The organism is Mesorhizobium sp. B2-5-7, from assembly GCF_006440875.1.
Lineage (GTDB): Bacteria > Pseudomonadota > Alphaproteobacteria > Rhizobiales > Rhizobiaceae > Mesorhizobium > Mesorhizobium australicum.
This window is the reverse complement of record NZ_VFUO01000004.1, coordinates 71,839-92,306: the sequence shown is the minus strand read 5'-3', so window position 1 is coordinate 92,306 and position 20,468 is coordinate 71,839. Positions and strand designations below refer to the sequence as shown.

At 65.5% G+C, this 20,468-nt stretch carries 24 protein-coding genes; 12 read left to right on the top strand and 12 right to left on the bottom strand.

Annotated elements, in window-relative coordinates:
• Nucleotides 1-22 precede the first annotated feature (22 nt).
• Nucleotides 23-1,270 (bottom strand): DNA polymerase IV, encoded by a 1,248-nt coding sequence (dinB, locus tag FJ543_RS18370; protein ID WP_140876322.1) that lies wholly within the window; start codon nucleotides 1,268-1,270, stop codon nucleotides 23-25.
• Between the two features lie 161 nt (nucleotides 1,271-1,431).
• Entirely contained in the window at nucleotides 1,432-1,848 is a 417-nt protein-coding gene (locus FJ543_RS18365; RefSeq protein WP_015316982.1) for a helix-turn-helix domain-containing protein, read from the bottom strand.
• Between the two features lie 110 nt (nucleotides 1,849-1,958).
• Between FJ543_RS18365 and FJ543_RS18360 the strand changes: the two genes are divergently transcribed.
• The 6 genes from FJ543_RS18360 to FJ543_RS18335 all read left to right on the top strand — a co-directional run bounded on the left by FJ543_RS18360 (nucleotide 1,959) and on the right by FJ543_RS18335 (nucleotide 7,041).
• Nucleotides 1,959-2,837 (top strand): NmrA family NAD(P)-binding protein, encoded by an 879-nt coding sequence (locus FJ543_RS18360; RefSeq protein WP_140876320.1) that lies wholly within the window; start codon nucleotides 1,959-1,961, stop codon nucleotides 2,835-2,837.
• Nucleotides 2,838-2,874: 37 nt separating this feature from the next.
• A complete protein-coding gene (locus FJ543_RS18355) occupies nucleotides 2,875-3,462 on the top strand; it encodes a dihydrofolate reductase family protein (protein ID WP_015316984.1) in 588 nt (195 codons plus the stop codon).
• A 123-nt stretch (nucleotides 3,463-3,585) separates the two neighbouring features.
• Nucleotides 3,586-4,467: an SDR family oxidoreductase gene (locus FJ543_RS18350; RefSeq protein WP_140876318.1), complete on the top strand. Its 882-nt coding sequence runs from the start codon at nucleotides 3,586-3,588 to the stop codon at nucleotides 4,465-4,467.
• Between the two features lie 107 nt (nucleotides 4,468-4,574).
• Nucleotides 4,575-5,513 (top strand): alpha/beta hydrolase, encoded by a 939-nt coding sequence (locus FJ543_RS18345; RefSeq protein ID WP_140876316.1) that lies wholly within the window; start codon nucleotides 4,575-4,577, stop codon nucleotides 5,511-5,513.
• 2 nt (nucleotides 5,514-5,515) lie between these two features.
• Complete coding sequence (locus tag FJ543_RS18340) at nucleotides 5,516-6,046, top strand: dihydrofolate reductase family protein (RefSeq protein ID WP_140876314.1); 531 nt, start codon at nucleotides 5,516-5,518, stop codon at nucleotides 6,044-6,046.
• Nucleotides 6,043-7,041 carry a sigma-70 family RNA polymerase sigma factor gene (locus FJ543_RS18335; protein ID WP_140876312.1) on the top strand — a complete coding sequence of 333 codons (999 nt, stop codon included), beginning with the start codon at nucleotides 6,043-6,045 and terminating at the stop codon, nucleotides 7,039-7,041. The genes FJ543_RS18340 and FJ543_RS18335 overlap by 4 nt, the downstream gene beginning before the upstream one ends.
• Here the strand turns inward: FJ543_RS18335 and FJ543_RS18330 are convergent.
• Both FJ543_RS18330 and FJ543_RS18325 read right to left on the bottom strand, forming a co-directional pair.
• Nucleotides 7,010-7,771 (bottom strand): alpha/beta hydrolase, encoded by a 762-nt coding sequence (locus FJ543_RS18330; RefSeq protein WP_140876310.1) that lies wholly within the window; start codon nucleotides 7,769-7,771, stop codon nucleotides 7,010-7,012. The genes FJ543_RS18335 and FJ543_RS18330 overlap by 32 nt on opposite strands.
• 112 nt (nucleotides 7,772-7,883) lie before the next feature.
• Nucleotides 7,884-8,798: an alpha/beta hydrolase gene (locus FJ543_RS18325; protein ID WP_140725345.1), complete on the bottom strand. Its 915-nt coding sequence runs from the start codon at nucleotides 8,796-8,798 to the stop codon at nucleotides 7,884-7,886.
• A gap of 120 nt (nucleotides 8,799-8,918) precedes the next feature.
• Here FJ543_RS18325 and FJ543_RS18320 point away from each other — a divergent pair, with 120 nt between their 5' ends.
• Entirely contained in the window at nucleotides 8,919-9,851 is a 933-nt protein-coding gene (locus FJ543_RS18320) for a LysR family transcriptional regulator (protein ID WP_140876308.1), read from the top strand.
• Here FJ543_RS18320 and FJ543_RS18315 read toward each other — a convergent pair.
• From FJ543_RS18315 to FJ543_RS18295, 5 genes are all read right to left on the bottom strand, one after another.
• Entirely contained in the window at nucleotides 9,829-10,572 is a 744-nt protein-coding gene (locus FJ543_RS18315; RefSeq protein WP_140618029.1) for a 2OG-Fe(II) oxygenase, read from the bottom strand. The two genes, FJ543_RS18320 and FJ543_RS18315, sit on opposite strands and share 23 nt — an antisense overlap.
• Nucleotides 10,569-11,117 (bottom strand): methylated-DNA--[protein]-cysteine S-methyltransferase, encoded by a 549-nt coding sequence (locus FJ543_RS18310; RefSeq protein WP_140618030.1) that lies wholly within the window; start codon nucleotides 11,115-11,117, stop codon nucleotides 10,569-10,571. Before FJ543_RS18310 ends, FJ543_RS18315 begins: the two co-directional genes overlap by 4 nt.
• 121 nt (nucleotides 11,118-11,238) lie before the next feature.
• Nucleotides 11,239-11,457 carry a hypothetical protein gene (locus FJ543_RS18305; protein WP_224526894.1) on the bottom strand — a complete coding sequence of 73 codons (219 nt, stop codon included), beginning with the start codon at nucleotides 11,455-11,457 and terminating at the stop codon, nucleotides 11,239-11,241.
• 14 nt (nucleotides 11,458-11,471) lie between these two features.
• Nucleotides 11,472-12,587, bottom strand: a complete 1,116-nt coding sequence (ada, locus tag FJ543_RS18300; RefSeq protein ID WP_140876815.1) for a bifunctional DNA-binding transcriptional regulator/O6-methylguanine-DNA methyltransferase Ada — start codon at nucleotides 12,585-12,587, stop codon at nucleotides 11,472-11,474.
• 133 nt (nucleotides 12,588-12,720) lie between these two features.
• A complete protein-coding gene (locus tag FJ543_RS18295; RefSeq protein WP_015316996.1) occupies nucleotides 12,721-13,413 on the bottom strand; it encodes a helix-turn-helix domain-containing protein in 693 nt (230 codons plus the stop codon).
• 176 nt (nucleotides 13,414-13,589) lie between these two features.
• On the opposite strand from FJ543_RS18295, the gene FJ543_RS18290 reads away from it, so the two are divergent.
• Together FJ543_RS18290 and FJ543_RS18285 are read left to right on the top strand one after the other, a co-directional pair.
• Nucleotides 13,590-13,916: a DUF1330 domain-containing protein gene (locus FJ543_RS18290; RefSeq protein ID WP_015316997.1), complete on the top strand. Its 327-nt coding sequence runs from the start codon at nucleotides 13,590-13,592 to the stop codon at nucleotides 13,914-13,916.
• A 127-nt stretch (nucleotides 13,917-14,043) separates the two neighbouring features.
• Entirely contained in the window at nucleotides 14,044-14,574 is a 531-nt protein-coding gene (locus FJ543_RS18285) for a hypothetical protein (RefSeq protein ID WP_181166454.1), read from the top strand.
• Between the two features lie 61 nt (nucleotides 14,575-14,635).
• Here the strand turns inward: FJ543_RS18285 and FJ543_RS18280 are convergent, their stop codons facing one another.
• Nucleotides 14,636-15,085, bottom strand: coding sequence for an ester cyclase (locus FJ543_RS18280; protein WP_015316999.1), 450 nt, complete (start codon nucleotides 15,083-15,085; stop codon nucleotides 14,636-14,638).
• 229 nt (nucleotides 15,086-15,314) lie between these two features.
• Between FJ543_RS18280 and FJ543_RS18275 the strand changes: the two genes are divergently transcribed.
• Entirely contained in the window at nucleotides 15,315-17,420 is a 2,106-nt protein-coding gene (locus FJ543_RS18275; RefSeq protein WP_140876306.1) for an EAL domain-containing protein, read from the top strand.
• Between the two features lie 96 nt (nucleotides 17,421-17,516).
• On the opposite strand, the gene FJ543_RS18270 is transcribed toward FJ543_RS18275, so the two are convergent.
• Nucleotides 17,517-17,711: a hypothetical protein gene (locus tag FJ543_RS18270; RefSeq protein WP_181173006.1), complete on the bottom strand. Its 195-nt coding sequence runs from the start codon at nucleotides 17,709-17,711 to the stop codon at nucleotides 17,517-17,519.
• Between the two features lie 201 nt (nucleotides 17,712-17,912).
• Between FJ543_RS18270 and FJ543_RS18265 the strand changes: the two genes are divergently transcribed.
• Both FJ543_RS18265 and FJ543_RS18260 read left to right on the top strand, forming a co-directional pair.
• On the top strand, nucleotides 17,913-18,638 hold the full coding sequence (locus FJ543_RS18265) for a 3-keto-5-aminohexanoate cleavage protein (protein ID WP_140876305.1): 726 nt from the start codon (nucleotides 17,913-17,915) through the stop codon (nucleotides 18,636-18,638).
• Between the two features lie 127 nt (nucleotides 18,639-18,765).
• A complete protein-coding gene (locus tag FJ543_RS18260; RefSeq protein WP_140876303.1) occupies nucleotides 18,766-19,329 on the top strand; it encodes a cytochrome b in 564 nt (187 codons plus the stop codon).
• 6 nt (nucleotides 19,330-19,335) lie between these two features.
• On the opposite strand, the gene FJ543_RS18255 is transcribed toward FJ543_RS18260, so the two are convergent.
• On the bottom strand, nucleotides 19,336-20,436 hold the full coding sequence (locus FJ543_RS18255; protein ID WP_140876301.1) for a serine hydrolase domain-containing protein: 1,101 nt from the start codon (nucleotides 20,434-20,436) through the stop codon (nucleotides 19,336-19,338).
• Between the last annotated feature and the right edge of the window lie 32 nt (nucleotides 20,437-20,468).

Sequence of the window (20,468 nt, the reverse complement as noted above, 5' to 3'; positions counted from 1 at the left end):
GCGACGGGGAGGGCTCCTCCGCTCACAATTCCTTCTCCGCCAGTTCCCTGAATGCGTCGGGCACCGAGCGGGCCGCTTCCAGGGCCACCGTACCGTAGCCGACCGCCTGTTTGCCGAAACGCTGGCGGATTTTGTCGATGGCGCGGTCGGCGCCGAAGCGCGCGAGGCCTTTTTGGCTGCCCGGGCGGCGCTTCTCGTCGGCGAGGCCGAGCGGCAGGTCGAGTTGCAGTTCGGCGCTCTCCTCCAGGTGCGAGACCGAGATCGCCAGCAGCGAGATCGTTTTCTCCCGGGGATGCTCGGCGAGCACGCCGCGCACCAAATCCCCTGCGATCTCGGCTAGCATGGCGGTCGCCGAGATCGGCTGTTCCAGCGTGATCGAGCGCGTGACGGCGCTGAGATCGGCAAAGCGCACGCGCACCGTTACCGTGCGGCCGGGGCGGTTCTTGGCGCGCAGCCGGCTGGCGACGCGGTCGGCCAGATGCAGCAGTGTCGGCACGATCACTCGCGCCACGGCCGGCTTTTGCCCGAGCGCCGATTGCGCGCCGGCCGAGTGCGCCCGGCGCTTCGTCTCCAGCTTGCGCGGATCGCGGTTCCACGACAGCGCCGCGAGCTTTTCGCCGGCCGCGGGGCCTAGCAGCCGGATCAGGGCGCCGCTGTGGGTCCTGGCCAGCTCGCCGATGGTCTCGATGCCGATCTCGGCCAAGCGCGCCCTGGTTGCCGGGCCGACGCCCCACATCAGCGAGACCGGCAAATCGTGCAGGAAGACAAGCTCGGTGCCGGGATCGACCACCACCAGCCCGTCGGGCTTGGCGACTTGCGAGGCGATCTTGGCCAGATGCTTGGTGCGCGCAACGCCGATCGAGATCGGCAGGCCGAGTTCGGCCCGCACACGGCCGCGGATCGCCGTCGCGATTTCCCGGGGGGAGCCGAACAGATGCGTGCAGCCGGCGACATCGGCGAAGGCCTCGTCGATGGAGATGCGTTCGACCACCGGCGTGAAATCGTCGAGCACCTTGATCGCCGCGTCGCCCAGCCGCTGGTAGTGGCTGAAATTGCCGCCGACGAAGATCAACTGCGGGCAAAGCTCGCGCGCCTTGCGTCCCGGCATGCCGCCGCGCACGCCAAAGGCGCGCGCTTCGTAAGAGGCGGCGAGCACCACGCCGCCGCCAACCGCGATCGGCTTGCCGCGGAGCGACGGGTCGAGCAGTTGCTCGACCGAGGCATAGAAGGCGTCGAGATCGGCATGCAGGATGGTGGCCGTCGTTTCCATCCTGTTCCGCTCATCCGCGATTGCTGATAGACAGGGAACCTATAGTGAACAAACAGAGATCGTTGTCAACTGGGTCTTTGGTGCATCGGTGTCCGTTGGGCGTAACCGAGGCGCGTAAAGTGCCTCCTTTTCCCACAGGGGGAAGGCGGCAGCGCCACTTCCTAGACAACATGCTCCGCCCGCAGTGCCGCCTTCATCCGTTCCAGCGCCGGCTCGCCGCCGGCCGCCAGTTCGTCGGCGATGCGGGCAAGCTTGTCGTCGGACTTGCGGTGCTTGCTGCCCCAGGCGCCGAGCGTGGCCAGCACAGGCAGGAGATCGATGCCGGCTTCGGTCAGCCGGTAGATCGCCTTCAGGCCGTGGCTAGGGTCGTCGCTGCGAGTGAGGATGCCTTCGTCCTGCAGCGTCTGCAGCCGCTCGGCCAATGTGCGCGAGGAGATGCCTTCATCGGATTGCAGGAACTCGCGAAAATGCTTTTTGCCGGCGAAGACCAGGTCGCGGATGATGAGCAGCGTCCAGCGATCGCCGAGCAGTTCCAGCGACAGGCTGATCGGGCAGCCGGATCTTTCACGCGTTGACATCTCTATGGTTCCATTTTTAAATCACTTTACTATTGACATCGTTCTTTCCATCGGTCAAATGCTTCCAAAAGTAAATCGTTAGATCGCAACTTGGCCAGCAGGAGGACGTCATGAGCCAAGCCGTCGGGAAAATCAGCACACCAAGAACCGTCGTGGTCATCGGGGCCACCAACGAGGTTGGCAAGGCAGTCGCCCGGGTCCTGACCGGGCGGGGGCATATTGTGCGCGGCGTGGCGCGCAGCCTGGGTGTCGCGCTTGACGATAGCGACGCGCTCGCCTCCGCCTTTTCCGGCGCCGACAGCGCCTATGTAATGATTCCGTTCGACGTCACGGCGCCGGATCTTCATCGCTTCGAAGATGAAGTCGGCGCACGGCTGGCGGCGGCGATCGCGAAGTCAGGCGTGCGCCGCGTCGTGCTGCTCAGCGGCCTCAACGCCCATCTCAGGATGGGAACTTCGCTCGGCGCCGCCTTGATGGAGGACCGGCTGGCGGCGCTCGGCCTCGACGAACTGGTGTTTTTGCGCGCCTCGTTCTTCATGGAGAACTTCGCCAACGGCATGGGCTTTGTCCAGCAGGCCGCTTCCGGCATCTTCATGACGCCGTTCCGGGGCGATCTGCCGATGCCTTTGATTGCTGCCAGCGATCTCGGCCAGCGCGCCGCCGCGCTGCTGGACGCCACGCGTTTTCCAAGCGAGCGGATCATCGAATTGCATGGCGGCGGCTATTATACCTTCGAGCAGGCCACCGCGATCCTGGGCAGCGCGATGGGGAGGCAGGTCGCTTACAAGGCGGCTCCATTCACTGAGGCGCGCGCCGGGATGATCGCCAACGGCCTGTCACCGAGCTTTGCCGATGCGCTCGGCGAAACGGCGGCGAGTTTCAACAAGGGTGAGCGCTGGGCGCTTGAGGCACCGTCAATCCGCAACGCCACGCCGACCACTTTCGAGAGCTGGGCACAAGCCTTTGCCCGTTCGCAAAGCGCGGCGTGATCCTTCCTGCCTGGAATCCGGAAACGAGGAGAACCCCATGAAAAAGCTGATCCTTCAGATGCAGATGTCGGTCGACGGCTTTGTCGGTGCCAATGAGAACCACCCCTGGCAACTTTGGGGATGGGGCGACGACATCGGCTGGGACGAGGAACTGAAGCGTGATTTCAACGCGGTGTTTGCCGGCATCGACACCATCCTGCTCAGCCGCAAGATGGCTGAGGAAGGTTACCTCACCCATTGGGGCAACGCGGCGCGGAAATATCCGGCCGATCCGTTCTATGCCTTCGCCCAGCGTATCGTCGAAGCGCGCAAGGTGGTGCCGAGCGACAGGCTCGAGACCTCGCGATGGGAGCGCACGACGGTGGTGAGCGGCGACCTGCCGCGCGAGGTCAACGCATTGAAGGCGGGTGAGGGCGGCGACATGGCCGTCTTCGGCGGGGCGGGCTTTGCGTCGGCGCTGATCGCGGCCGGGGTGGTCGACGAGTTCCAGCTGTTCGTCAATCCGGCCGTGCTGGGCGCCGGCCGCCGCATCTTCGACCAAGGCGGGTTCCGAAACCTGCTTCTGCTCGGCTCGAAGGCTTATGCCTGCGGCATGGTGGTCAGCCGCTACGCGCCGGCGGGTTGATCGCCGGCGTGCGGGCCGCACGCCGGTAAAAAGACGTTTGGCCGGAATCCTTTGCCCACTTCTCTTCGTCTTCAAGGTGGGTCGCCGGAAGGGCGGCCACATCAATGCTGAATGGAGAGACAGATGATCCTGGTGACAGGCGCCACCGGCCTGAACGGCAAGGCAGTCGTGCGCGAGTTCGCGCGGCAGAAGCATCAAGTGAGGGCGCTGGTTCGCGATCTCAACCGGGCATCCGCGGCAGGGCTCGGCGGACTTGCCGGCGTCGAGCTGGTCGAGGGCGACATGCGCCGGGCGGAGACGCTTGGCGCGGCTCTCGATAGTGTCGATCGCGTGCTGATGATTTCGACCGCCGCGCAAGACATGGTCGAGACGCAGTGCCGTTTTATCGACGCCTGCAAGCAGGCCGGCGTCGCGCATGTGGTGAAGTTTTCCGGTGCCGAATCCAACATCGGCTATGACGCGACGAAGTTCCGCTTCACGCGCATGCATGAGCAGGTCGAGCGCTATCTCGAAGGAGCCGGCATGGCGTGGACGCATCTGCGCCCCAGCCAGTTCATGCAGGTCTATCTGCGCGACGCGCCGACCATCGCCGCCGAGGGCGCCTTCTATCTGGCGCTTGGCGGCACCGAACTGTCGCCGGTCGATGTCGAGGATATCGCCAAGGTCGCCGTCCGTCTGCTGCGCGATGGCGGCCATGAAGGCGAGAGCCTCGACATGACCGGACCCGAGGCGCTGACGATGAGCGACATCGCGGCGCGGATTTCGCAGGCGATCGGCAAGCCGGTCCGCTATGTCGACATCAGCCCGCAGGACCGCCGGCGCAACCTGCTGGCCGCCGGCGTCCCCGCCGACTTCGCCTATGCGCTGGACGAGCAGTTGACCGAGCGCCTGCGGCGGCCGAAATCGCGGGTGCATCTTGCCACCCACGATATGTTCGGCGTGCGCGCGACGCCGTTCGTCGAATTCGCCCAACGCCACGCGGCGATGTTGCGGGGCGAGGCGTAGGCCGCCGAAAAAAAATCTCAGGTCGGCACGTATCCTTTTTGCCTGCCCGTCCGTCTCTTGCCTGAAGGTCGCGCCGGACCGCGATGGGCCACCACGGAAAAACGGTCATGGCGAGCATGCAAAGTCAGGCAAACAGGAACTACTACGCCGCGCTCGCGGCCAATGCGGGCAAGTTGACCAGCCCGCAGGCGGTCATCGACTACAACGACGTCAATTGGACGGCGCTGACCGGCGAACCGGGCGGCGTCGACTATGTCGAGGTCGACGCCGGCGGCGTGCCGGCGATGTGGATCGTGCCGAAAGGCGCCAACGATGAGCGGGTGCTGTTTTACGCGCATGGCGGCGGCTTCATCGGCGGCTCGATCTACACGCACCGCAAGCTGGTCGGTCATCTCGCCAAGGCCGTCGGCTGCCGGGCGCTGCTCTACGACTATCCGCTGGCGCACCAAGCCAAGCATCCGGCCCAGCTCGAGGCCGCGACATCGGCCTGGGACTGGCTCGTCGACCAAGGCTTCGACCCCAAGCGGATCGTGATCGCAGGCGACTCCTGCGGCGCGGTGCCGACCTATGGCGTCCTGCAGCGGCTGCGCGCGCAAAGGCGGCCGCTGCCGGTCGCCACGCTGATCATCTCCGGCTGGTTCGACATGGCGTTGACCGGCGCCAGCTACGAGACCAACCGCGACAAGGACCCGGCCTTCGCTAGGGAAGCCGTCGACTGGCTGGCGGCCAATTTCATCGGCGATGCCGATCGGCGCGATCCCGAAGTCAGCCCGCTCTACGCCGACCTCTCCGGCTTTCCACCCGTCTTCCTGCAGGCCGGCGCCGACGAGACGCTGGTCGACGAAAGCCGCATGTTCGCCGAGCGGGCGAGGCAGGCGGGGGTCGAGACGCGGCTCGACGTCTTTGACGGCATGCTCCACTCCTTCCAGATGATGGCAGGGCGGGCGCCGGAGGCCGATGACGCCATTGCCCGCTTCGCCGCCTGGGTGCGGCCGAGACTGGGGCTGCCGGCTCCCGGTGAGAAGACCAGCGAAAAGGCGGCGTGAGCATGCGGCGGCTGATCGTGTCGAGTTTCGTCTCGCTGGATGGCGTCATCGAGGCGCCGATGACGTGGGCGTCGCCATTTTTCGTCGGAGAGAATGTGGACCATGCCTTGCGGGCGCTTTCGAACTTCGAGTTCTTCCTGCTTGGCCGCGCCACCTACGAGATGTTCTTCGCGCGCTGGCCCGGGACCAAGGGTCCGTACATGGACCGCATCAACGGCCTGAAGAAGCTGGTCGCCTCGACGACGCTGAAGACGGTGTCGTGGAATGCCGCGCTGATCGAGGGCGACGTCGCCGAGGCGCTCGCGGCGCTGAAACGCCAGCCGGGGGGCGACATCCTGAAATATGGCGTGTCGCAGCTCGACCGCACCTTGCTTTCCACTGGGCTGGTGGACGAGTATCATCTGTCGATCGTGCCGACATGGGTCGGGCAGGGCAAGCGCGCCTTCGACGACGTCGGGCCGATCGATCTCGAACTGGTCGACATCAACCGTTTTGCCAATGGCGTGGTGACCCTGACCTATGTGCCGCGATGAACCAGCAGATCCGCAAATCCCCCGACACGGCACGAGGCATGCGGGCCTGGCCTGAGCCCGACCGCGTGTTCGACCTGCGCTATGCCGCGTTCCTGGAGACGGTTTCGCATCTGCGCGCCAGGCTGCATCGCTATTGCGCCCGCATGACCGGCTCGGCGCTGGATGGCGAGGACATCATGCAGGAGGCGCTGTTCGAGGCCTATCGCAAGATCGAGCTGCTCGACGATGCGCAGGCGCTGCGGCCGTGGCTTTTCCGCATCGCGCATAACAGGTGCATCGATTTCATCCGCAATCGCCGCACGCGGCACGCGGCAGAGGCCTTCTATGCCGACGACGACGTGGTGCAGCCGGTCGAGCCGGCCGGTCCGGGCGCCGGCCGCGCCATCGAGCGGTTGGTGGTGCATCTGCCACCGAAGGAGCGCGCCTGCGTGCTGCTCAAGGATGTCTTCGACCATTCGCTGGAGGAGATCGCCGAGCTGGTCGGCTCGACACCGGGCGGCGTCAAATCGGCGCTCAATCGCGGCCGCGCCAAGCTCGCCGCTCTACCCGCGCAACCGGCCGCGGCGCCGCCACACGATCCCGAACTGGAGCGGCTGCTTGATCGCTATGTCGCGCTCTTCAACGCCAGGGACTGGGACGGCGTGCGGGCACTGACCAGCGCCGATGCACGCCTCCAGGTGTCGGACTGCTACAGCGGCTTGCTGTCGGCTTCGCCCTACTTCGTCGAATATGAGCGCAGCGAACTGCCCTGGCGCGTGCGGCCAGGCGCGTTCGAAGGGGAGATGGTGCTGGTCGTCGACAGGCAATATGGCGAGGTCTGGCGGCAGGCATATCTGGTCCGGATCGGCGCCACTGGCGGGGTGATCGACAGCATCAGCGACTATTATGCCTGCCCGTGGATCCTGGAGATGGCAAACGCGGAGGGGATCTATCCTGGCCTCCTCGCCGGTATCGTTTCCCTGCCTACTTCACCGAGTCCACCGCCGCCAGGATAACATCGGCGACTTCGCGAGGCTTGGCGAGCATGGCGACGTGGCTGGTCGGCAACTCGGTGACCTTGGCGCCGATCGCCTTCGCCATCGCGTCCTCGGCCGCCGGCGGGATCATTCCGTCGTGCCTGGCGACGATGTACCAGCTCGGCTTTGTCTCATACGCGGCCGCGGTGAGCTTTTCGTCGAAGATACCGGAGAAGGCTGGTCCCTGGGTGGCGGCGATCACCCCTATTTCCGCCGGGGGCAGGTCTTGCGCGAAATATTTGGCGACACCCTCGGCGCTCAACCTGAGATAGCCGCCGCTGTCGGGTTGCAGCGCGCTTGCCCAGGGCGGCGGCGGCTGACCCTTGCCGAGGTCGTTGATCGAAACGCCCTTTGGCGGCGCGAAGGCGGCGACGTAGACCAGCGCCTTGACCTTGTCGTTCACGCCGGCCTGGCTGATGACGACGCCGGCCCAGGAGTGACCGACCAGAATGACTGGACCAAGTTGTGCCTCGATGACGCGCATGGTTGCGTCGACATCGGCGGCAAGCGAGCTCAACGGATTTTGCACGGCCACCACATTGAGCCCCTTGGCCTGCAGCAAGGGAATGACCTTGCTCCAGCTCGATCCGTCGGCGAACGCGCCGTGCACCAGGACGACCGTTTTCTTCGGGACATCGGCGGCTGACGCCGGTGCTGTCGCCGTCAGGAGAACGGCGGTTCCCAGAGCCAGGAAATGCTTTAACGGCATAGAATGTCTCCCATTGCCGCGACGGGCCGCACCCTTGCTGGGCGCGCTCCCGCTCGGCTTCATCGTTACAAAGGTCGCCCTGGCAGAGCCCGCGGTGGCTGAAGCGGTGCTGTTACTTGGCGAGGAAGTCTGTAATCAGCGTGACGGTGGCGTCCGGGTTTTCCTCCATGATCCAATGGCCCGATGCAGGCACGATGGCTCCGGTCACGTCACTGGCGACCAACCGCAAGATGTCGGCCTGCGTCGTGCCGGCCGATTTTTCCGCACCCGCCGCGAGCACTGGCATGGTCAGCTTGCCGCCCGTGGTGAGCATCGCCTGATTGTCGATCGCATCCTGGTCGAATGCCTTGAACTGCTCGAAGGCGTCGTGCATGGCATGTGGCCGGGCGTAAAGCTTGGCGTAGTGGACGCGCGTCGCCTCGTCGATCTTCTTGGGGTCGGCCGACAGTTCGTTGTAGAAGCGATCGAGGTAGATGCGCTCGCGGCCCGCCACCAGCCGTTCCATATCGGGGCCGCGGAAGTTGAAATGCCACAGCAGCGGGCTCTGCTTGATCTTGTCCCAGTCGCCTATGCCCGGCAGCGGCGCGTCGATGACAACCCATTTGGTGATGCGCTTCGGATACTGCGCGGCCAGCGCATAGCCGACCATGTTGCCGATGTCATGGGTGACCAGGTCGGCCTTGTCGATCTTCAGCGCGTCCATCACGCCGGCGATGTCGACGGCTTGGTTCTTCTTCGTGTAGCCGTCGTCGGGATGCGCCGAAAGGCCCATGCCGCGCAGGTCCGGCACGATCACGGTGTGGTCCTTCATCAACGCTATCGCAGCCGGCGCCCACATGTCGCCGGTGTCGGCGAAACCATGCAGCAGCACGACCGCCGGCCCTTGTCCGCCGACACGGACGTTCAGGCTGGTGCCGTTGGTCTCGATCGTCTGCGTCTTGAAGCCGGCCGGAAACGCGACAACGCGCGCAGAGGCCGGAACACTCATGGCCAGCAGACCAAGGACGACAACGAACGGACGAAACATGCTGCACTCTCCGAGCTTTTGTTCTGTGATCGCGGTATCGCGACCTGCACAATTATGGCACCATGTCCTTGATTTCGTTAGGTGGCTGTCGCCTGACGGTGAATTCGGGAAAGCCGAACAATGCTGAAGCTCGAATCGGCCGCCGCGTTTGTCGCCGTAGCGGAATCCGGTTCGATCAGCGAAGCGGCCAGGCGCATGAGCCTGTCGAAATCCGTCATCAGCGAGCGACTGTCGGAACTGGAGCGCGGCCTCGGCACAAAGCTGCTGGACCGCACTACCCGCAAACTCTCCATCACCGAGGCGGGACGAGGTTTTTACGAGCGCGCCAAGCGCATCATGCAGGAGGTGGCCGATGCCCGCGCCGAAATCGCCGAGCGCCGCGGCGAACTCGCCGGGCCGCTCAGGATATCGGTGCCGACCAGTTTCGGCATCCTCCATCTCGGCCCGGCGCTATATGGCTTCCTGGCCAAGCACCCGGGAATTGAACTGACGCTCGATCTCGAGGATCGTTTCGTCAGCATGGTGGCCGATGGCTACGATGCCATTGTGCGTCATGGGCCGGTCGTCGAAGATGGACCTGTCATCGTCAAGAAGCTAGCTTCCAGCCGTCGCTTCCTGGTGGCCTCGCCGGATTATACCGAGCAATTCGGGTTGCCCGTGACCACCGATGAACTGAAGCGCCATAAGGGCATCATCTATTCCATCCGAGGTGCCGCCGACTGGCGGTTCAAGATTTCGCGGCGGCTGGTGACGATCCGCCCGGAAACCGCGCTGCGCGTCAACAATGGGATTTTGATGCGCGACGCCGCGCTTGCCGGCCTGGGCCTGGCGCTGCTCCCCGCCTACTTCATCCGCACCGAGATCGCCGACAAGCGATTGACGGTCGTCGATGTGGGTGCGGAGCCTGAAGGAGCCACCATCTATATCGCTTGTCCCGAGGATCGGCGCGGATCCGCCAAACTGCGCGCACTTACCGCATGGCTGCGCAACGCTTTCGGCGATCCGCCCTATTGGGAGCATGAGCCGGCGCTCACTTCGCATCGTGAAAAATGATGCCGACCGTGTGGCGCATGCCGGAGCGCAGGCGGCTGACGCCGTGGCGCAGGTTGACGCGGTAATTGCCCTTCGTGCCCTGCACCGGCCGGTTGTGGACCGCGAAAGCCACCGCATCGCCCTGGCGCAAGGGCACCACTTCGACCCGGCTCTGCATGCGCGGCCGCTGTTCGGTCAGCGCGAACTCGCCGCCGGTGAAATCCTCGCCCGGCTCGGAAAGCAGGATCGCCACCTGGAGCGGGAAGGCGAGGTCGCCATAGAGGTCCTGGTGCAGGCAGTTGAAGTCGCCGGGCACATATTGCAGCAAAAGCGGCGTCGGCCTGACCTGACCGGCGGCATGGCACTGGTCGAGAAACGCGCTATGCGTCGCGGGGTAGCGCATGGCGATCCCCATGCGCTCGTTCCAGCGGTTGGCGACCGCGGCCAGCCTGGGATAGAGCGCGCCGCGCAGGCCGCCGACCAGATCGGGCAAGGGATAGCGGAAATAACGGTATTCGCCCTTGCCGAAACCGTGCCTGGCCATGTGGATGTGGCTGCGGAAATGTTGCTCCTGGGGATAGAGGCCGGCGAGTTGCCGGCACTCATCGGCCGAGAGCAGCTTTTCCATCACCGCGCAGCCGAAGCTGTCGAGCTCGGTGGCGAGCGCCGGCCAGTCATAGGCGGTGATGCGTGTCTCGGCGGCTGCGACCAGCGGTGGCGCGACCCTGGCGTCGGCGTTCATATCGCGGCCTCCCTTTCCAGCAAGGCGCGCTTGCGCTCGATGCCCCAGCGGTAGCCGGACAGCGAGCCGTCGGCGCGCAACACCCGGTGGCAAGGAATGCCTAGCGCGACGGCGTTGGCGGCACAGGCCGTCGCCACGGCGCGGGCGCCATCCGGCATGCCGAGGCGCCGGGCAAGGGCGGTGTAAGTGACGGTGGCACCGCATGGGATGGCGCGCAGCGCCTCCCACACGCGCTGCTGGAAGGGCGTGCCGTTGCGCATGTCGAGCGGCAGGTCGAGACCGGCGCCGGGCGTTTCGATGAAGCGCGCTATCGCCGCGAGATCATCGCGCAGGCCGGCCGCGTCTTCGAGCAGCACCCTGCCGGGGAAGCGGTTGGCGAGGTCCTGCCGCAACGTGCCGGCGTCGGAGCCGATGAGGATGGCGCAGACGCCGATGGGGCCGCGCGCCGCCAGGATGTTTCCAAGCGCGGACTGGCCGATGGCGTAGCTGATGGTGTCAAGGACGCTGGTGGTTGTCGCCTGCATATCGGTTTGAATGTGGTTCATTGCCTTCACTCCTGTCTATGCCTTGACCCTAACGAACTCGCCGGTGCCGCTCACTCCGATGCTTGCTTTCAAATTCAATCCAGGAGGCTGAACGGCGAAAGCAAGTGCGGTTTGGACCGCCTCAAGCGACACGGGTGACGCCGACCTCGTCCAGCAAAAAAACTTCGCCTGATATCAGCCGCAGCTCGAACTCGCCGGTCGTCGTGCGGCTCCACTCGGCCTTGCCATCCTCGACAAGCGTGCCGATGACGGCCAACACCAGCGCCTTCGCGTCCTCCAGGCTGACGGCAGCGCCGTTGGCGACCTGACCGTTCGCACCGGTGGTGGAAGAACTGGCCATCGCGCGCATTGCCGTCAGGCCCCCGAGGACCGCGAGGCATTGTCCGCAGCATCGCCGGCCTCGCGGTCGAGCAGCGCGCGTTTGCGCTCGGCGCCCCAGGCATAGCCCGACAGGACGCCATCCTTCCTGATCACACGGTGGCAAGGGATGGCGACCGCGAGGGCGTTGGCGGCGCAGGCGGCGGCGACGGCGCGGGTTGCGTTCGGCGCGCCGATGCGGCCGGCGATCTCGGCATAGGAAACCGTGCGGCCAGCCGGGATATCCCGCAAGGCCTGCCAGACGCGCTGCTGGAACGCGGTGCCGCGCACGTCGAGCGGCAGGTCGAGACCGAGCGCCGGCGCCTCGACGAGGCCAACGACGCGGGCCACCAGCGCCTCGTAGTCGCTGTCGCCACCGACCAGCCGCGCCTTGGGGAAACGGTCCTGCAGGTCGCGCACCAGCGCGTCGGGGTCCTGGCCGAGCAGGATCGAGGCGACGCCTTTCCGGCTCGATGCGACCAGGATGGTGCCGAGCGAGGTTTCGCCGACGGCGAAGCGGATCTCTTCGTTGGCGCCGCCGGCGCGATAGCGCGTCGGCGTCATGCCGAGCATGCCGGTCGATTTCTCATAGAAGCGCCCGCTCGAATTGAAGCCCGCATCGTAGATCGCCGATGTCACGCTGACGCCGTCTTCCAGGCCCTGGCGGACCCGGGCGGCACGCCGGGCCGCTGCATAATCCTTCGGCGTCAGCCCGGTGACCGCCTTGAAAACGCGGTGGAAATAGCCGGGGCTGCGGCCGGCGGCATCGGCCAGTTCGATCAGCGACGGTTCAACCTCGCTCTGCTCAATCCTGCGGCAGGCGTCGGCGATCATCGCGGCGTTGGCGGCCTCGAGCGAAGGGCCTTCCGGATTGCAGCGCCGGCATGGGCGAAAGCCTGTCGCCCTCGCCGCCTGTAAAGTGTCGTGCAACTGGACATTGGCTGGGTTGGCGCGCCGCGACGGACAGGAGGGCCGGCAATAAACCCCCGTCGTCGCCACCGAATACCAGAATGCGCCGTCGGCCGACTTGTCGCGGGCGACAATGCGCGCCCAGCGTGGATCGTCGGCCAGCAGCGGCGCGGGTTGCAGATGTTTGGCCAGAGCGATGAACATGGCTGGCATTGAAGCCGCCAGAAGCCAGCCCCGCCACCCGTTTCCTGCCAACTGTCAGGAGGCGCACGCGTGATTGGAACCGGGATGTTGCATGTGAGCGCAGCCGAGACGCCTGCACAGACGGGACCGGCTGCTACGCCGCGCGTTTGGGTTCCACCGCGAACGGGCTGAGCCCCAGCCAGGCCTGCATCTTCCTGCCGATGGACTGGTCGCCGGTCAGGACGACCTTCGGGCCGGCCTTCTCGACGGTGAGCACTCCCATCCAGATCGCCGTCATCGTGTGCAGGTCGGTCGAGACATAGAGGTCGACGTCGAAGCCCGGATCATACCAGCACAGATCGACTTCGCCGTGCTTTTCGACGATCAGCCACCAGGAGCGTTTGGAGGCGGGGAGTTCCTGATACAGAAATTGTATCACCGTTCGTCCTTCCGGCAGCGGCGAGGGGTTCAAATTGCGCCGCATGTCCCACATCAGCAGCGACGGATCGAGGTTCTTGAGGGACAGGCGGGACTCGACCCATTTCTGCCCCCAGAAGCCCATCGCCTCGACGACCGGGCGCAAATCGCGGCCGGCTTCCGTCAGCCGATAGTCGAAAATTCCTTTTTCTCCCGGGACCTCCTTGCGCTCGACGATCCCCGCCAGCTCGAGCTCCTTAAGCCGTTGCGACAGAAGGGTCGGCGACATTTTGGGCACGCCGCGGCGCAAGTCGTTGAAACGGGTCGAACCGGCCACAAGCTCACGCATCAGCACCATCGTCCAGCGGGTGCACAGCACCTCGGCGGCCATCGATAGCGGGCAGAACTGTTTGTATCCGTGCTGGGTCATGACCGTGCCTCTCCCTAGAACCTGCGGGCAACATTAGTCCTTCGTGATCGAAGCGGCGAGTACAGAAACTGTACCGGCCCAGTACAGATCGCGGACTGGTCGGCTTGGGCCTAGCCATGCGAGCCCTCTGGACGGTTGCACGGGATATCCCTGTGCGCCGCAACCAGGAGACGACAATGACTGCTTACGTTATCGCCGACATCAAGATGAAGGACCCGAAATGGGTGCCGGCCTATGCCGCCTCGGTGCACGACCTCGTCCACAAGCATGGCGGCAAATATCTGTCGCGCAGCGGCAATGTGAAGACGCTCGAAGGCAAGCCGCTCGACACCACGCTGATCGCCCTGATGGCGTTCCCGTCGGAAGCAGCGGCGCGCGCCTTCACCACCGATCCGGCCTACGCGCCCTTCGTTTCGGCCCGCCAGGGCGGCAGCGACAGCCGTTTCCAGCTGATCGACGACACCGATCTGGCCGGAACGATCCCGTATCTGCCGAAGGGATGATCCCTCCCGGCATTCCTTGCACCGTATCCGGGATCACCAAGCAACAACAGCCACGGCGCTTGCCTGCCGGGCCGCCGTATGTTCGGCGGCCGGCCCGCTGTGCTTTTTCAAGAAGAATGGAACAAACATGATACGCGATTTTCGCAACGGGCTTTTCGTGGCAGGGGCCATTCTGGCCGCCTGCACCACCTTTGCCCAGGCGCATCAGGAGGCGGCTGAAACCGCGTCCGGTGCCAATCCGCTGGCCGAAAAGGTGCGGGCCGCCAACAGCCGGTTTCTCGACGTCAACGCCGCGACGGCGGAAGGCTATGCGCCCATTCCCTGCGCCAGCGGCATCACCGGCGGCGCCATGGGCATCCACTATGTCAATGGCGGGTACCTGAAGGACGACAAGATCGACATCGCCCGTCCCGAAGCGGTGATGTACGAGCCGATGACCGACGGCACGCTGAAGCTGGTGGCGGTCGAATACATCACCTCGAAGGGGCCGGCGTCGCTCGAGGGACAGCTGTTCAACTTCAACAGCGCGCCCAACCGCTATGGCCTGGGTGAATTCTACGAACTGCATGTCTGGGCCTGGAAAGGCAACCCGACCGGTACGTTCGCCGACATGAACCCGAAAGTGTCGTGCGAACACGCGATGGCGCCGAGCCAGTAAGCGGCATAGCCAGGCGGCGGCAATGCCGCCTGGCCCCCACCTCGGTTCTGCGTGAGATTTCTCAGGCGGGCTTGATGAGGCCGAGCTGGGTGAGGGCGGTGACGCCGTCGTCGAGACCGATTTCCTCGACGATCCTGCCGTCGATCACCTTGAGCACCGTGGTGCCGGTGAAGCGCATCGTGCGGCCGGTGGCGGCGGGCAGCGAACCGATGAGAAAATCGCCGAAGGCCGGGCCGGTATGCGTGCCGCCGCCCTCCCATTGGCCGACGACATAGTCGCCCTCAGCGATGAGATCGGCGGTGGCGCAGAAGTTGAGATCCGGGAAGGCTGCGCGAAAATCGGTCATGAAGGCCTTGATGTCGTCGCGCCCGCGGCGCGGCTCGTGCAGCGAGTATTTGAGCAGCATATCGGGGGCCGCGACGGCGTCGACGACGGAGAGGTCGCAGGTTTCACCCCAGAAGTCGGTGAACCATCTGACGACGACGGCCTTGTTGTCTTCCTGCTTGGTCATTGGGAGGTCCTTTTCCTGTCTTGCTTCGTGATCACCGGACTGGCTGGTGAACACGGCCATTCCTATGACCAATCGAGGCGCGCCAAACTCCGGTTCTTGCCCGCCAATCGAAAGGCCGATGCCAAGACTGTCGCTAGGAGCGTGGACATCCCCTCTTCCGCCGCCCGGTAACGGTTTCTTTTCTGGTTTTGCCGCAGATTGCCGCGGGTGGAGCGGGCAAAACGGACGAATGGCGGGTCAGGATAAGAAAAGTCGTAGCGGAGCGTTCTGGGCCAAGGCCCTGGAGCGCGCCCATCTTGGCGTCTGGGACTGGGATCTCAGCACCGGGGACTGCTTCTATTCGGCGACCTGGGCCCGGATGCTGGGTTACGAGGACGGCGAACTCGCCAATACCAGTGACCTATGGCTGCAGCTCACCCATCCCGACGACCGGGAACGGGCGCAGGCCAGCGGCGACCGCCACATTGCCGGGCTGACCGACGCCATCGAGACCGAACTCAGGCTCAAGCACAAGCAGGGCCACTGGGTTTGGGTGCTCGACCGAGGCGGCATCGTCGAGAGCGACGCCGACGGGAAGCCGCTCAGGCTGATGGGCGTGCAGACCGACATCTCCAAGCAGAAGGCGGCCGAAGCCGCGCTCGAACAGGTCAATATCCGCTTTCGCCTGGCGCTTGCCGCCAGCGGCACCGGCATCTGGCACTACGACATCGCTACCAACAAGAGCTATTGGGACGCGCGCACAAGAGAGATATTCGGCCTCGTCGCAGTGACCGACGAGGTGGCGGCCGATCTCTGGCACAGCTACCTGCATCCCGACGATAAGGACGCCGCCGAACGCGCCCACAGGGTGCCATTGGGAACCGACGGCGTCATCGCCGCGCAGTACCGCATTATCAAGCGCGACGGCCAGATCCGCCATGTCGAATCGCTGCTGCGCTTCATCGCCGCCGCCGGTGCCACCGGCCAGGTGCTGGGCACCGTGCGCGACATCACCGAGGACAAGCTGCGCGAACAGGAGCTTGCCTTCGCCGCCCGCCACGACGCGCTGACCGGCCTTTGGAACCGCGCCGCCTTCGACCGTCTGCTCGCCCACCATATCGCCACGGCCGTGCCGCTGGCGGTGTTCTATGTCGACCTCGACTACTTCAAGGCCCTCAACGATTTCGCCGGCCATGCCGCGGGCGATCTGGCGCTGAAGAGCGTCGCGGCGGGTATCGGCCGCTGCCTGCCGCCATCGGCGCATGCGGCGCGGCTCGGCGGCGACGAGTTCGCCCTGATGGTGCCCGATTGCGACGCCGTGCAAGCCGAAGGTCTGGCCGGCGCCATCCTGGCGGCCGTGCGCGACGCCGATCTCGGCCTTGCCGCGACGTCGCGCCGGCTGGCGGCCAGCATCGGCATCACCGTCGTCCGCGACCGTGCCACCACGGTTGCCGACGCGCTGGCCTGCGCAGACGATGCCTGCTACGCGGCCAAGGCCGCCGGGCGCGATCGCTTCGCGCTGTTTTCGACCGATGCCGTCTCCGGTTCGGCCGGCCTCAATGCGGCGCGGCTCGCCGCCGACACGGTCGACGCCATGGATGACGGCAGGCTGAAATTGTTCGGCCAGCAGATCCACCGGCTGGGCAGGCCCTGGGAAGAGAGCCGCCATGTCGAGGTGCTGGCGCGGCTTGCCGGACAGGGCGGCCGGCTGATCCCGCCCGGCGAGTTCATTCCGGCGGCGGAGCGCTTCGGCGTTGCCGCGCGGCTCGACCGCTGGATCATCCGCACCGCCCTGTCTCGGCACGGCGCGGCGATGAAATCCGGCGCGATCACGCTCGGCTTCAACCTGTCGGCGCAGACGCTGAGCGACCCAGGACTGTGGGACTTTGTCGACCGGGTCATCGAGGAGACCGGGGCGCCGCATTCCGGCATCGGCTTCGAGATCACCGAAACCGCCGCCGTCACCAATTTCGACGCCGCCGAGGCATTCGTGCGCAAGGCGCGCGAGCGGCGCTGCCGGGTCAGCCTCGACGATTTCGGCGCCGGCATGAGTTCGTTCGAATATCTCAGGCGCTTTCCGGTCGACGCCATCAAGATCGACGGCTCCTTCATCGAGCACGTCACCGAAAGCCGCTTCGACCGCGAGATCGTGCTGGCCATCACCAGCATTGCCCGCAGCCTCGGCTGCGCCGTGGTGGGCGAGAAGATCGAGCGGCAGGACACGGTAGCCATGCTGGCCGATATGGGCGTCGAGTTCGGTCAGGGTTTTCTGCTGCACCGGCCCGAACCGCTGGAGCGGGTCGTGGCGCAATCGGCGCGAATGGCCGGTGCCGCGTCGAGACGCAAGGCGTCCTGAGAGATCAAATGCATGTCGCTCCAAAAGCGGCCCGGAGCGACATGCGTCAAGACGAAGATTTGATCCGCGCGGGCTGAACAACGCCACGCGTGCTGTTCAGCCGAGTCGGCGCACCGATGCTCGCGGAAATTCCAGCACCCCGGGTTCCGGCTTCCTGTGTTGTGCTTCCGCTACCATCTCGATTAACAGGTCGAGGGCCTCGCATGTGGCGCGGCTCGTCTCGTCATTGCCGCGCAGATAGTGGTAGGCGCGTTCGAGATGGAGACGGGCGGCTGAAAAATCGCTGGTCAATGGTTCCCTCCATGATCCCGCCCTGATGGATATTGGCCTGCCTGGCGCAAGGTGGGGTAAATATCCACAGGCGCCTTTTATTCAAATGCCGGCGAACGCCGTGCTGCTGGCGGCGCCATCGTGTCAGGAGTGACGGCCCTGCCGGCTTTGCGCGGTTTGGCGGCTTGTCTAGACTGCGCTCTTTTGCCCGAGGTGAAATCGATGATCGTCCAAGCCTGCATCAACGGCGCGCGTTCGCGCGATTTCCATCCCAGGCTGCCGCTGACGGCAAAGGCAATGGCCGGCGATGCGGCTTCCTGCGTCGCCGCCGGTGCCGCCGAACTACACATCCATCCGCGCGGCGCCGACGGGCGCGAAAGCCTGGCGGCGGTGGATGCGACGGTCCTTGCCGTGCGCCAGGCCTGTCCGGGCACATTGATCGGCGTGTCGACCGGCGCCTGGATCGAGAACGATGTGGCGCGCACCCGCGCGGCGATCGCCGCCTGGCGGGAACTGCCCGACTATGCCTCGGTCAATCTTTCAGAAACCGACGCGCCCGCCGTGATGGAGTTGTTGCGCAAGCAGGGCGTCGGCATCGAGGCGGGCCTGGCCACGACGGAAGATGCCGAGCGCTTCGTGGCGCTCGCCGATCACGGCCGCGTACTGCGCACCCTGATCGAGATCGACATACCGGACCTGCCTGCAGCCCTCGACGAGGCGCACGGCATCGCCGCCATTCTCGAACGCGCAGGCGTGCGGCGGCAGATCCTGCTGCACGGCGTGGACGGCACGGTCTGGCCGTTCGTGGACCTTGCGCGGCAAAAGCGCTGGTCGACACGGGTCGGGCTGGAGGACGGCAAAACACTCGCCGATGGAACGGTGGCGAGGGACAATGCCGAGATCGTGGCCGCGACCGCCGCGAATTTCCACTCCACGAGTATGAGCTGAACCTTGTCGGGCCGCGCGCCGGCGAACTCGGGGATGCCATTCGCTCGGGCAAGGCGATTGAGGAACAGCTGAAATAAGGCCACATTTGCGGGCGAGGGGAGATGTCCAACCGTTTCGGAGCTCTCGCATGTCGCTGTCCGGCACGACAACCCGCTATGGGCGCCTCGCCCAGGCATTGCATTGGCTGACGGCATTGCTGGTGCTCATTGCCTTCCTGGTCTCGGCGGGAGGTCCGCCGGAGCGGGTCTATTCAGCGGCCAGGGCGTCGACGCTGCTGCTGCACGAGTCGCTCGGCTTCACCGTTTTCTGCTTGCTGGTCGTTCGCCTGATCTGGCGCCGGTTCGATCGCATTCCCGATGCCCCGGCCATGCCGTCCTGGATGGAGGTCGCCTCGAAGGCAACGTATTGGGCGCTCTACGCGCTGCTGTTCGCCGTTCCGGCGACAGCCATGGTCGGCGCCTTGTTCGGCGGCCACCCGGTCACTGTCTATGGGCTGGGAGCCATCGGTCCGTTTTCCGGCAGCTGGGGCGCGCCGCTGGCGGAGATTCACGGCACGCTCGGCGACGTCATGATGTGGATCGCCGGCCTGCACGCGGCCGCCGCCATCTTCCACCATTTCTTCCTTCGCGACCGGGTGCTGAGCCAGATGCTGCCGGGCCTGCCCGATCCATCGTCGCGGCAGGGCGGCTGAACGCGGTCAGTCGAGAATGATGCGGATCGCCCGATCGACGACCGGGTGCAGGCCGCTCGCCTGGAAGGAGAGGCGATTGCCGGAGCCGACATTGCTGGTCATGGCGATGGTGAGGTCCGTCTCGGGATCGTGCAGCATGACGGCGACATAGCCCGGAATGCTGCCCTGGTGCCCGTAGAAGGCGCGGTCCGCATAGGTGCTCTGGAACATGCCCGCGCCCGTCTCGCGCATGCGGGTGCCGGGGAAACTCGCCGGCACGCGGTGTTCGAACATCTCGGCGAAGAACGGCGGCGACAACAGTCCGCCGGAGAACAGGCCGCGCATGAAGCCCACCATGTCTGACGGCGTCGACACCATGTCGCCGCAGCCATAGGCGGCGCCGAAGGGGAAGGAGTCGGAGGAATCTTGCAGTTCATTGGAGTAGGGCAGCACGCCGTCCATTTGCCACATCTCGCCGCCCGAGGCGATGTCGGTGGGCGCGTTCGGCGCCCGCGGCGGCCGGTGGTAATAGCCGCGCACCATCGATTTATCGGGGAAGGCCTCGGTCGCCGGCGACCAGGTGTTGTTCAGGCCGAGTGGCTCAAGGACCGCGCTTCTGACATAGGCGCCCAGCTTCTGGCCGGTGACGGCCTCGATCACCATGCCGGCCAGGACATAGCCGGTGTTGTTGTAGACGGCCGGTCCGCCCGGTGGCTTCTGTTTGTCGGAGGCGAAGGCGATGTCGACCAGCTGTTGCGGCGTCCATTGCCGGCTCGGGTCCATTGGAATGTAATATTCGAATTCCGGCAGGCCGCTGCGATGGTTGACCAGCTGGCGTACCGAAATGGTTTTGGCGCCAGGCAGGTCCGGGAACCAGGAGGCGATCGGCGCGCCGAGGTCGAGCTTGCCGGTCTCGGCGAGCTTGACCAGGGCCGCGGCGACGAAGGTCTTGGTGCAGCTGCCGATCTTGAACAGCTGGTCCGACGTGACGGGCGTGCCCAGCGCGCGATCGGCGAGGCCTGATGTGAGGGCGGTTGGTGTGGTGTCACCCCTGGCATAGGCGAGCGACGCACCCACCGCGCCATCGGCGATGTAGGTGGCGAGAAGAGCGTTCAGGTCTTTTGGCATGGTGGTCTCGCTTTTTGTGGATCGCGGGATCT

What these genes read in the sequence shown, in the direction of transcription:
- FJ543_RS18350 (WP_140876318.1), top strand. Translation starts at nt 3,586, where the DNA reads ATGATCCTGGTGACAGGCGCCACCGGCCTGAACGGCAAGGCAGTCGTG.
- FJ543_RS18360 (WP_140876320.1), top strand. Translation starts at nt 1,959, where the DNA reads ATGAGCCAAGCCGTCGGGAAAATCAGCACACCAAGAACCGTCGTGGTC.
- FJ543_RS18330 (WP_140876310.1), bottom strand. Translation starts at nt 7,771, where the DNA reads ATGCCGTTAAAGCATTTCCTGGCTCTGGGAACCGCCGTTCTCCTGACG.
- FJ543_RS18260 (WP_140876303.1), top strand. Translation starts at nt 18,766, where the DNA reads ATGTCGCTGTCCGGCACGACAACCCGCTATGGGCGCCTCGCCCAGGCA.
- FJ543_RS18285 (WP_181166454.1), top strand. Translation starts at nt 14,044, where the DNA reads ATGATACGCGATTTTCGCAACGGGCTTTTCGTGGCAGGGGCCATTCTG.
- dinB (WP_140876322.1), bottom strand. Translation starts at nt 1,270, where the DNA reads ATGGAAACGACGGCCACCATCCTGCATGCCGATCTCGACGCCTTCTAT.
- FJ543_RS18355 (WP_015316984.1), top strand. Translation starts at nt 2,875, where the DNA reads ATGAAAAAGCTGATCCTTCAGATGCAGATGTCGGTCGACGGCTTTGTC.
- FJ543_RS18315 (WP_140618029.1), bottom strand. Translation starts at nt 10,572, where the DNA reads ATGAACGCCGACGCCAGGGTCGCGCCACCGCTGGTCGCAGCCGCCGAG.
- FJ543_RS18295 (WP_015316996.1), bottom strand. Translation starts at nt 13,413, where the DNA reads ATGACCCAGCACGGATACAAACAGTTCTGCCCGCTATCGATGGCCGCC.
- ada (WP_140876815.1), bottom strand. Translation starts at nt 12,587, where the DNA reads ATGTTCATCGCTCTGGCCAAACATCTGCAACCCGCGCCGCTGCTGGCC.
- FJ543_RS18335 (WP_140876312.1), top strand. Translation starts at nt 6,043, where the DNA reads ATGAACCAGCAGATCCGCAAATCCCCCGACACGGCACGAGGCATGCGG.
- FJ543_RS18320 (WP_140876308.1), top strand. Translation starts at nt 8,919, where the DNA reads ATGCTGAAGCTCGAATCGGCCGCCGCGTTTGTCGCCGTAGCGGAATCC.
- FJ543_RS18310 (WP_140618030.1), bottom strand. Translation starts at nt 11,117, where the DNA reads ATGAACCACATTCAAACCGATATGCAGGCGACAACCACCAGCGTCCTT.
- FJ543_RS18305 (WP_224526894.1), bottom strand. Translation starts at nt 11,457, where the DNA reads ATGGCCAGTTCTTCCACCACCGGTGCGAACGGTCAGGTCGCCAACGGC.
- FJ543_RS18340 (WP_140876314.1), top strand. Translation starts at nt 5,516, where the DNA reads ATGCGGCGGCTGATCGTGTCGAGTTTCGTCTCGCTGGATGGCGTCATC.
- FJ543_RS18365 (WP_015316982.1), bottom strand. Translation starts at nt 1,848, where the DNA reads ATGTCAACGCGTGAAAGATCCGGCTGCCCGATCAGCCTGTCGCTGGAA.
- FJ543_RS18325 (WP_140725345.1), bottom strand. Translation starts at nt 8,798, where the DNA reads ATGTTTCGTCCGTTCGTTGTCGTCCTTGGTCTGCTGGCCATGAGTGTT.
- FJ543_RS18265 (WP_140876305.1), top strand. Translation starts at nt 17,913, where the DNA reads ATGATCGTCCAAGCCTGCATCAACGGCGCGCGTTCGCGCGATTTCCAT.
- FJ543_RS18280 (WP_015316999.1), bottom strand. Translation starts at nt 15,085, where the DNA reads ATGACCAAGCAGGAAGACAACAAGGCCGTCGTCGTCAGATGGTTCACC.
- FJ543_RS18290 (WP_015316997.1), top strand. Translation starts at nt 13,590, where the DNA reads ATGACTGCTTACGTTATCGCCGACATCAAGATGAAGGACCCGAAATGG.
- FJ543_RS18275 (WP_140876306.1), top strand. Translation starts at nt 15,315, where the DNA reads ATGGCGGGTCAGGATAAGAAAAGTCGTAGCGGAGCGTTCTGGGCCAAG.
- FJ543_RS18345 (WP_140876316.1), top strand. Translation starts at nt 4,575, where the DNA reads ATGGCGAGCATGCAAAGTCAGGCAAACAGGAACTACTACGCCGCGCTC.
- FJ543_RS18255 (WP_140876301.1), bottom strand. Translation starts at nt 20,436, where the DNA reads ATGCCAAAAGACCTGAACGCTCTTCTCGCCACCTACATCGCCGATGGC.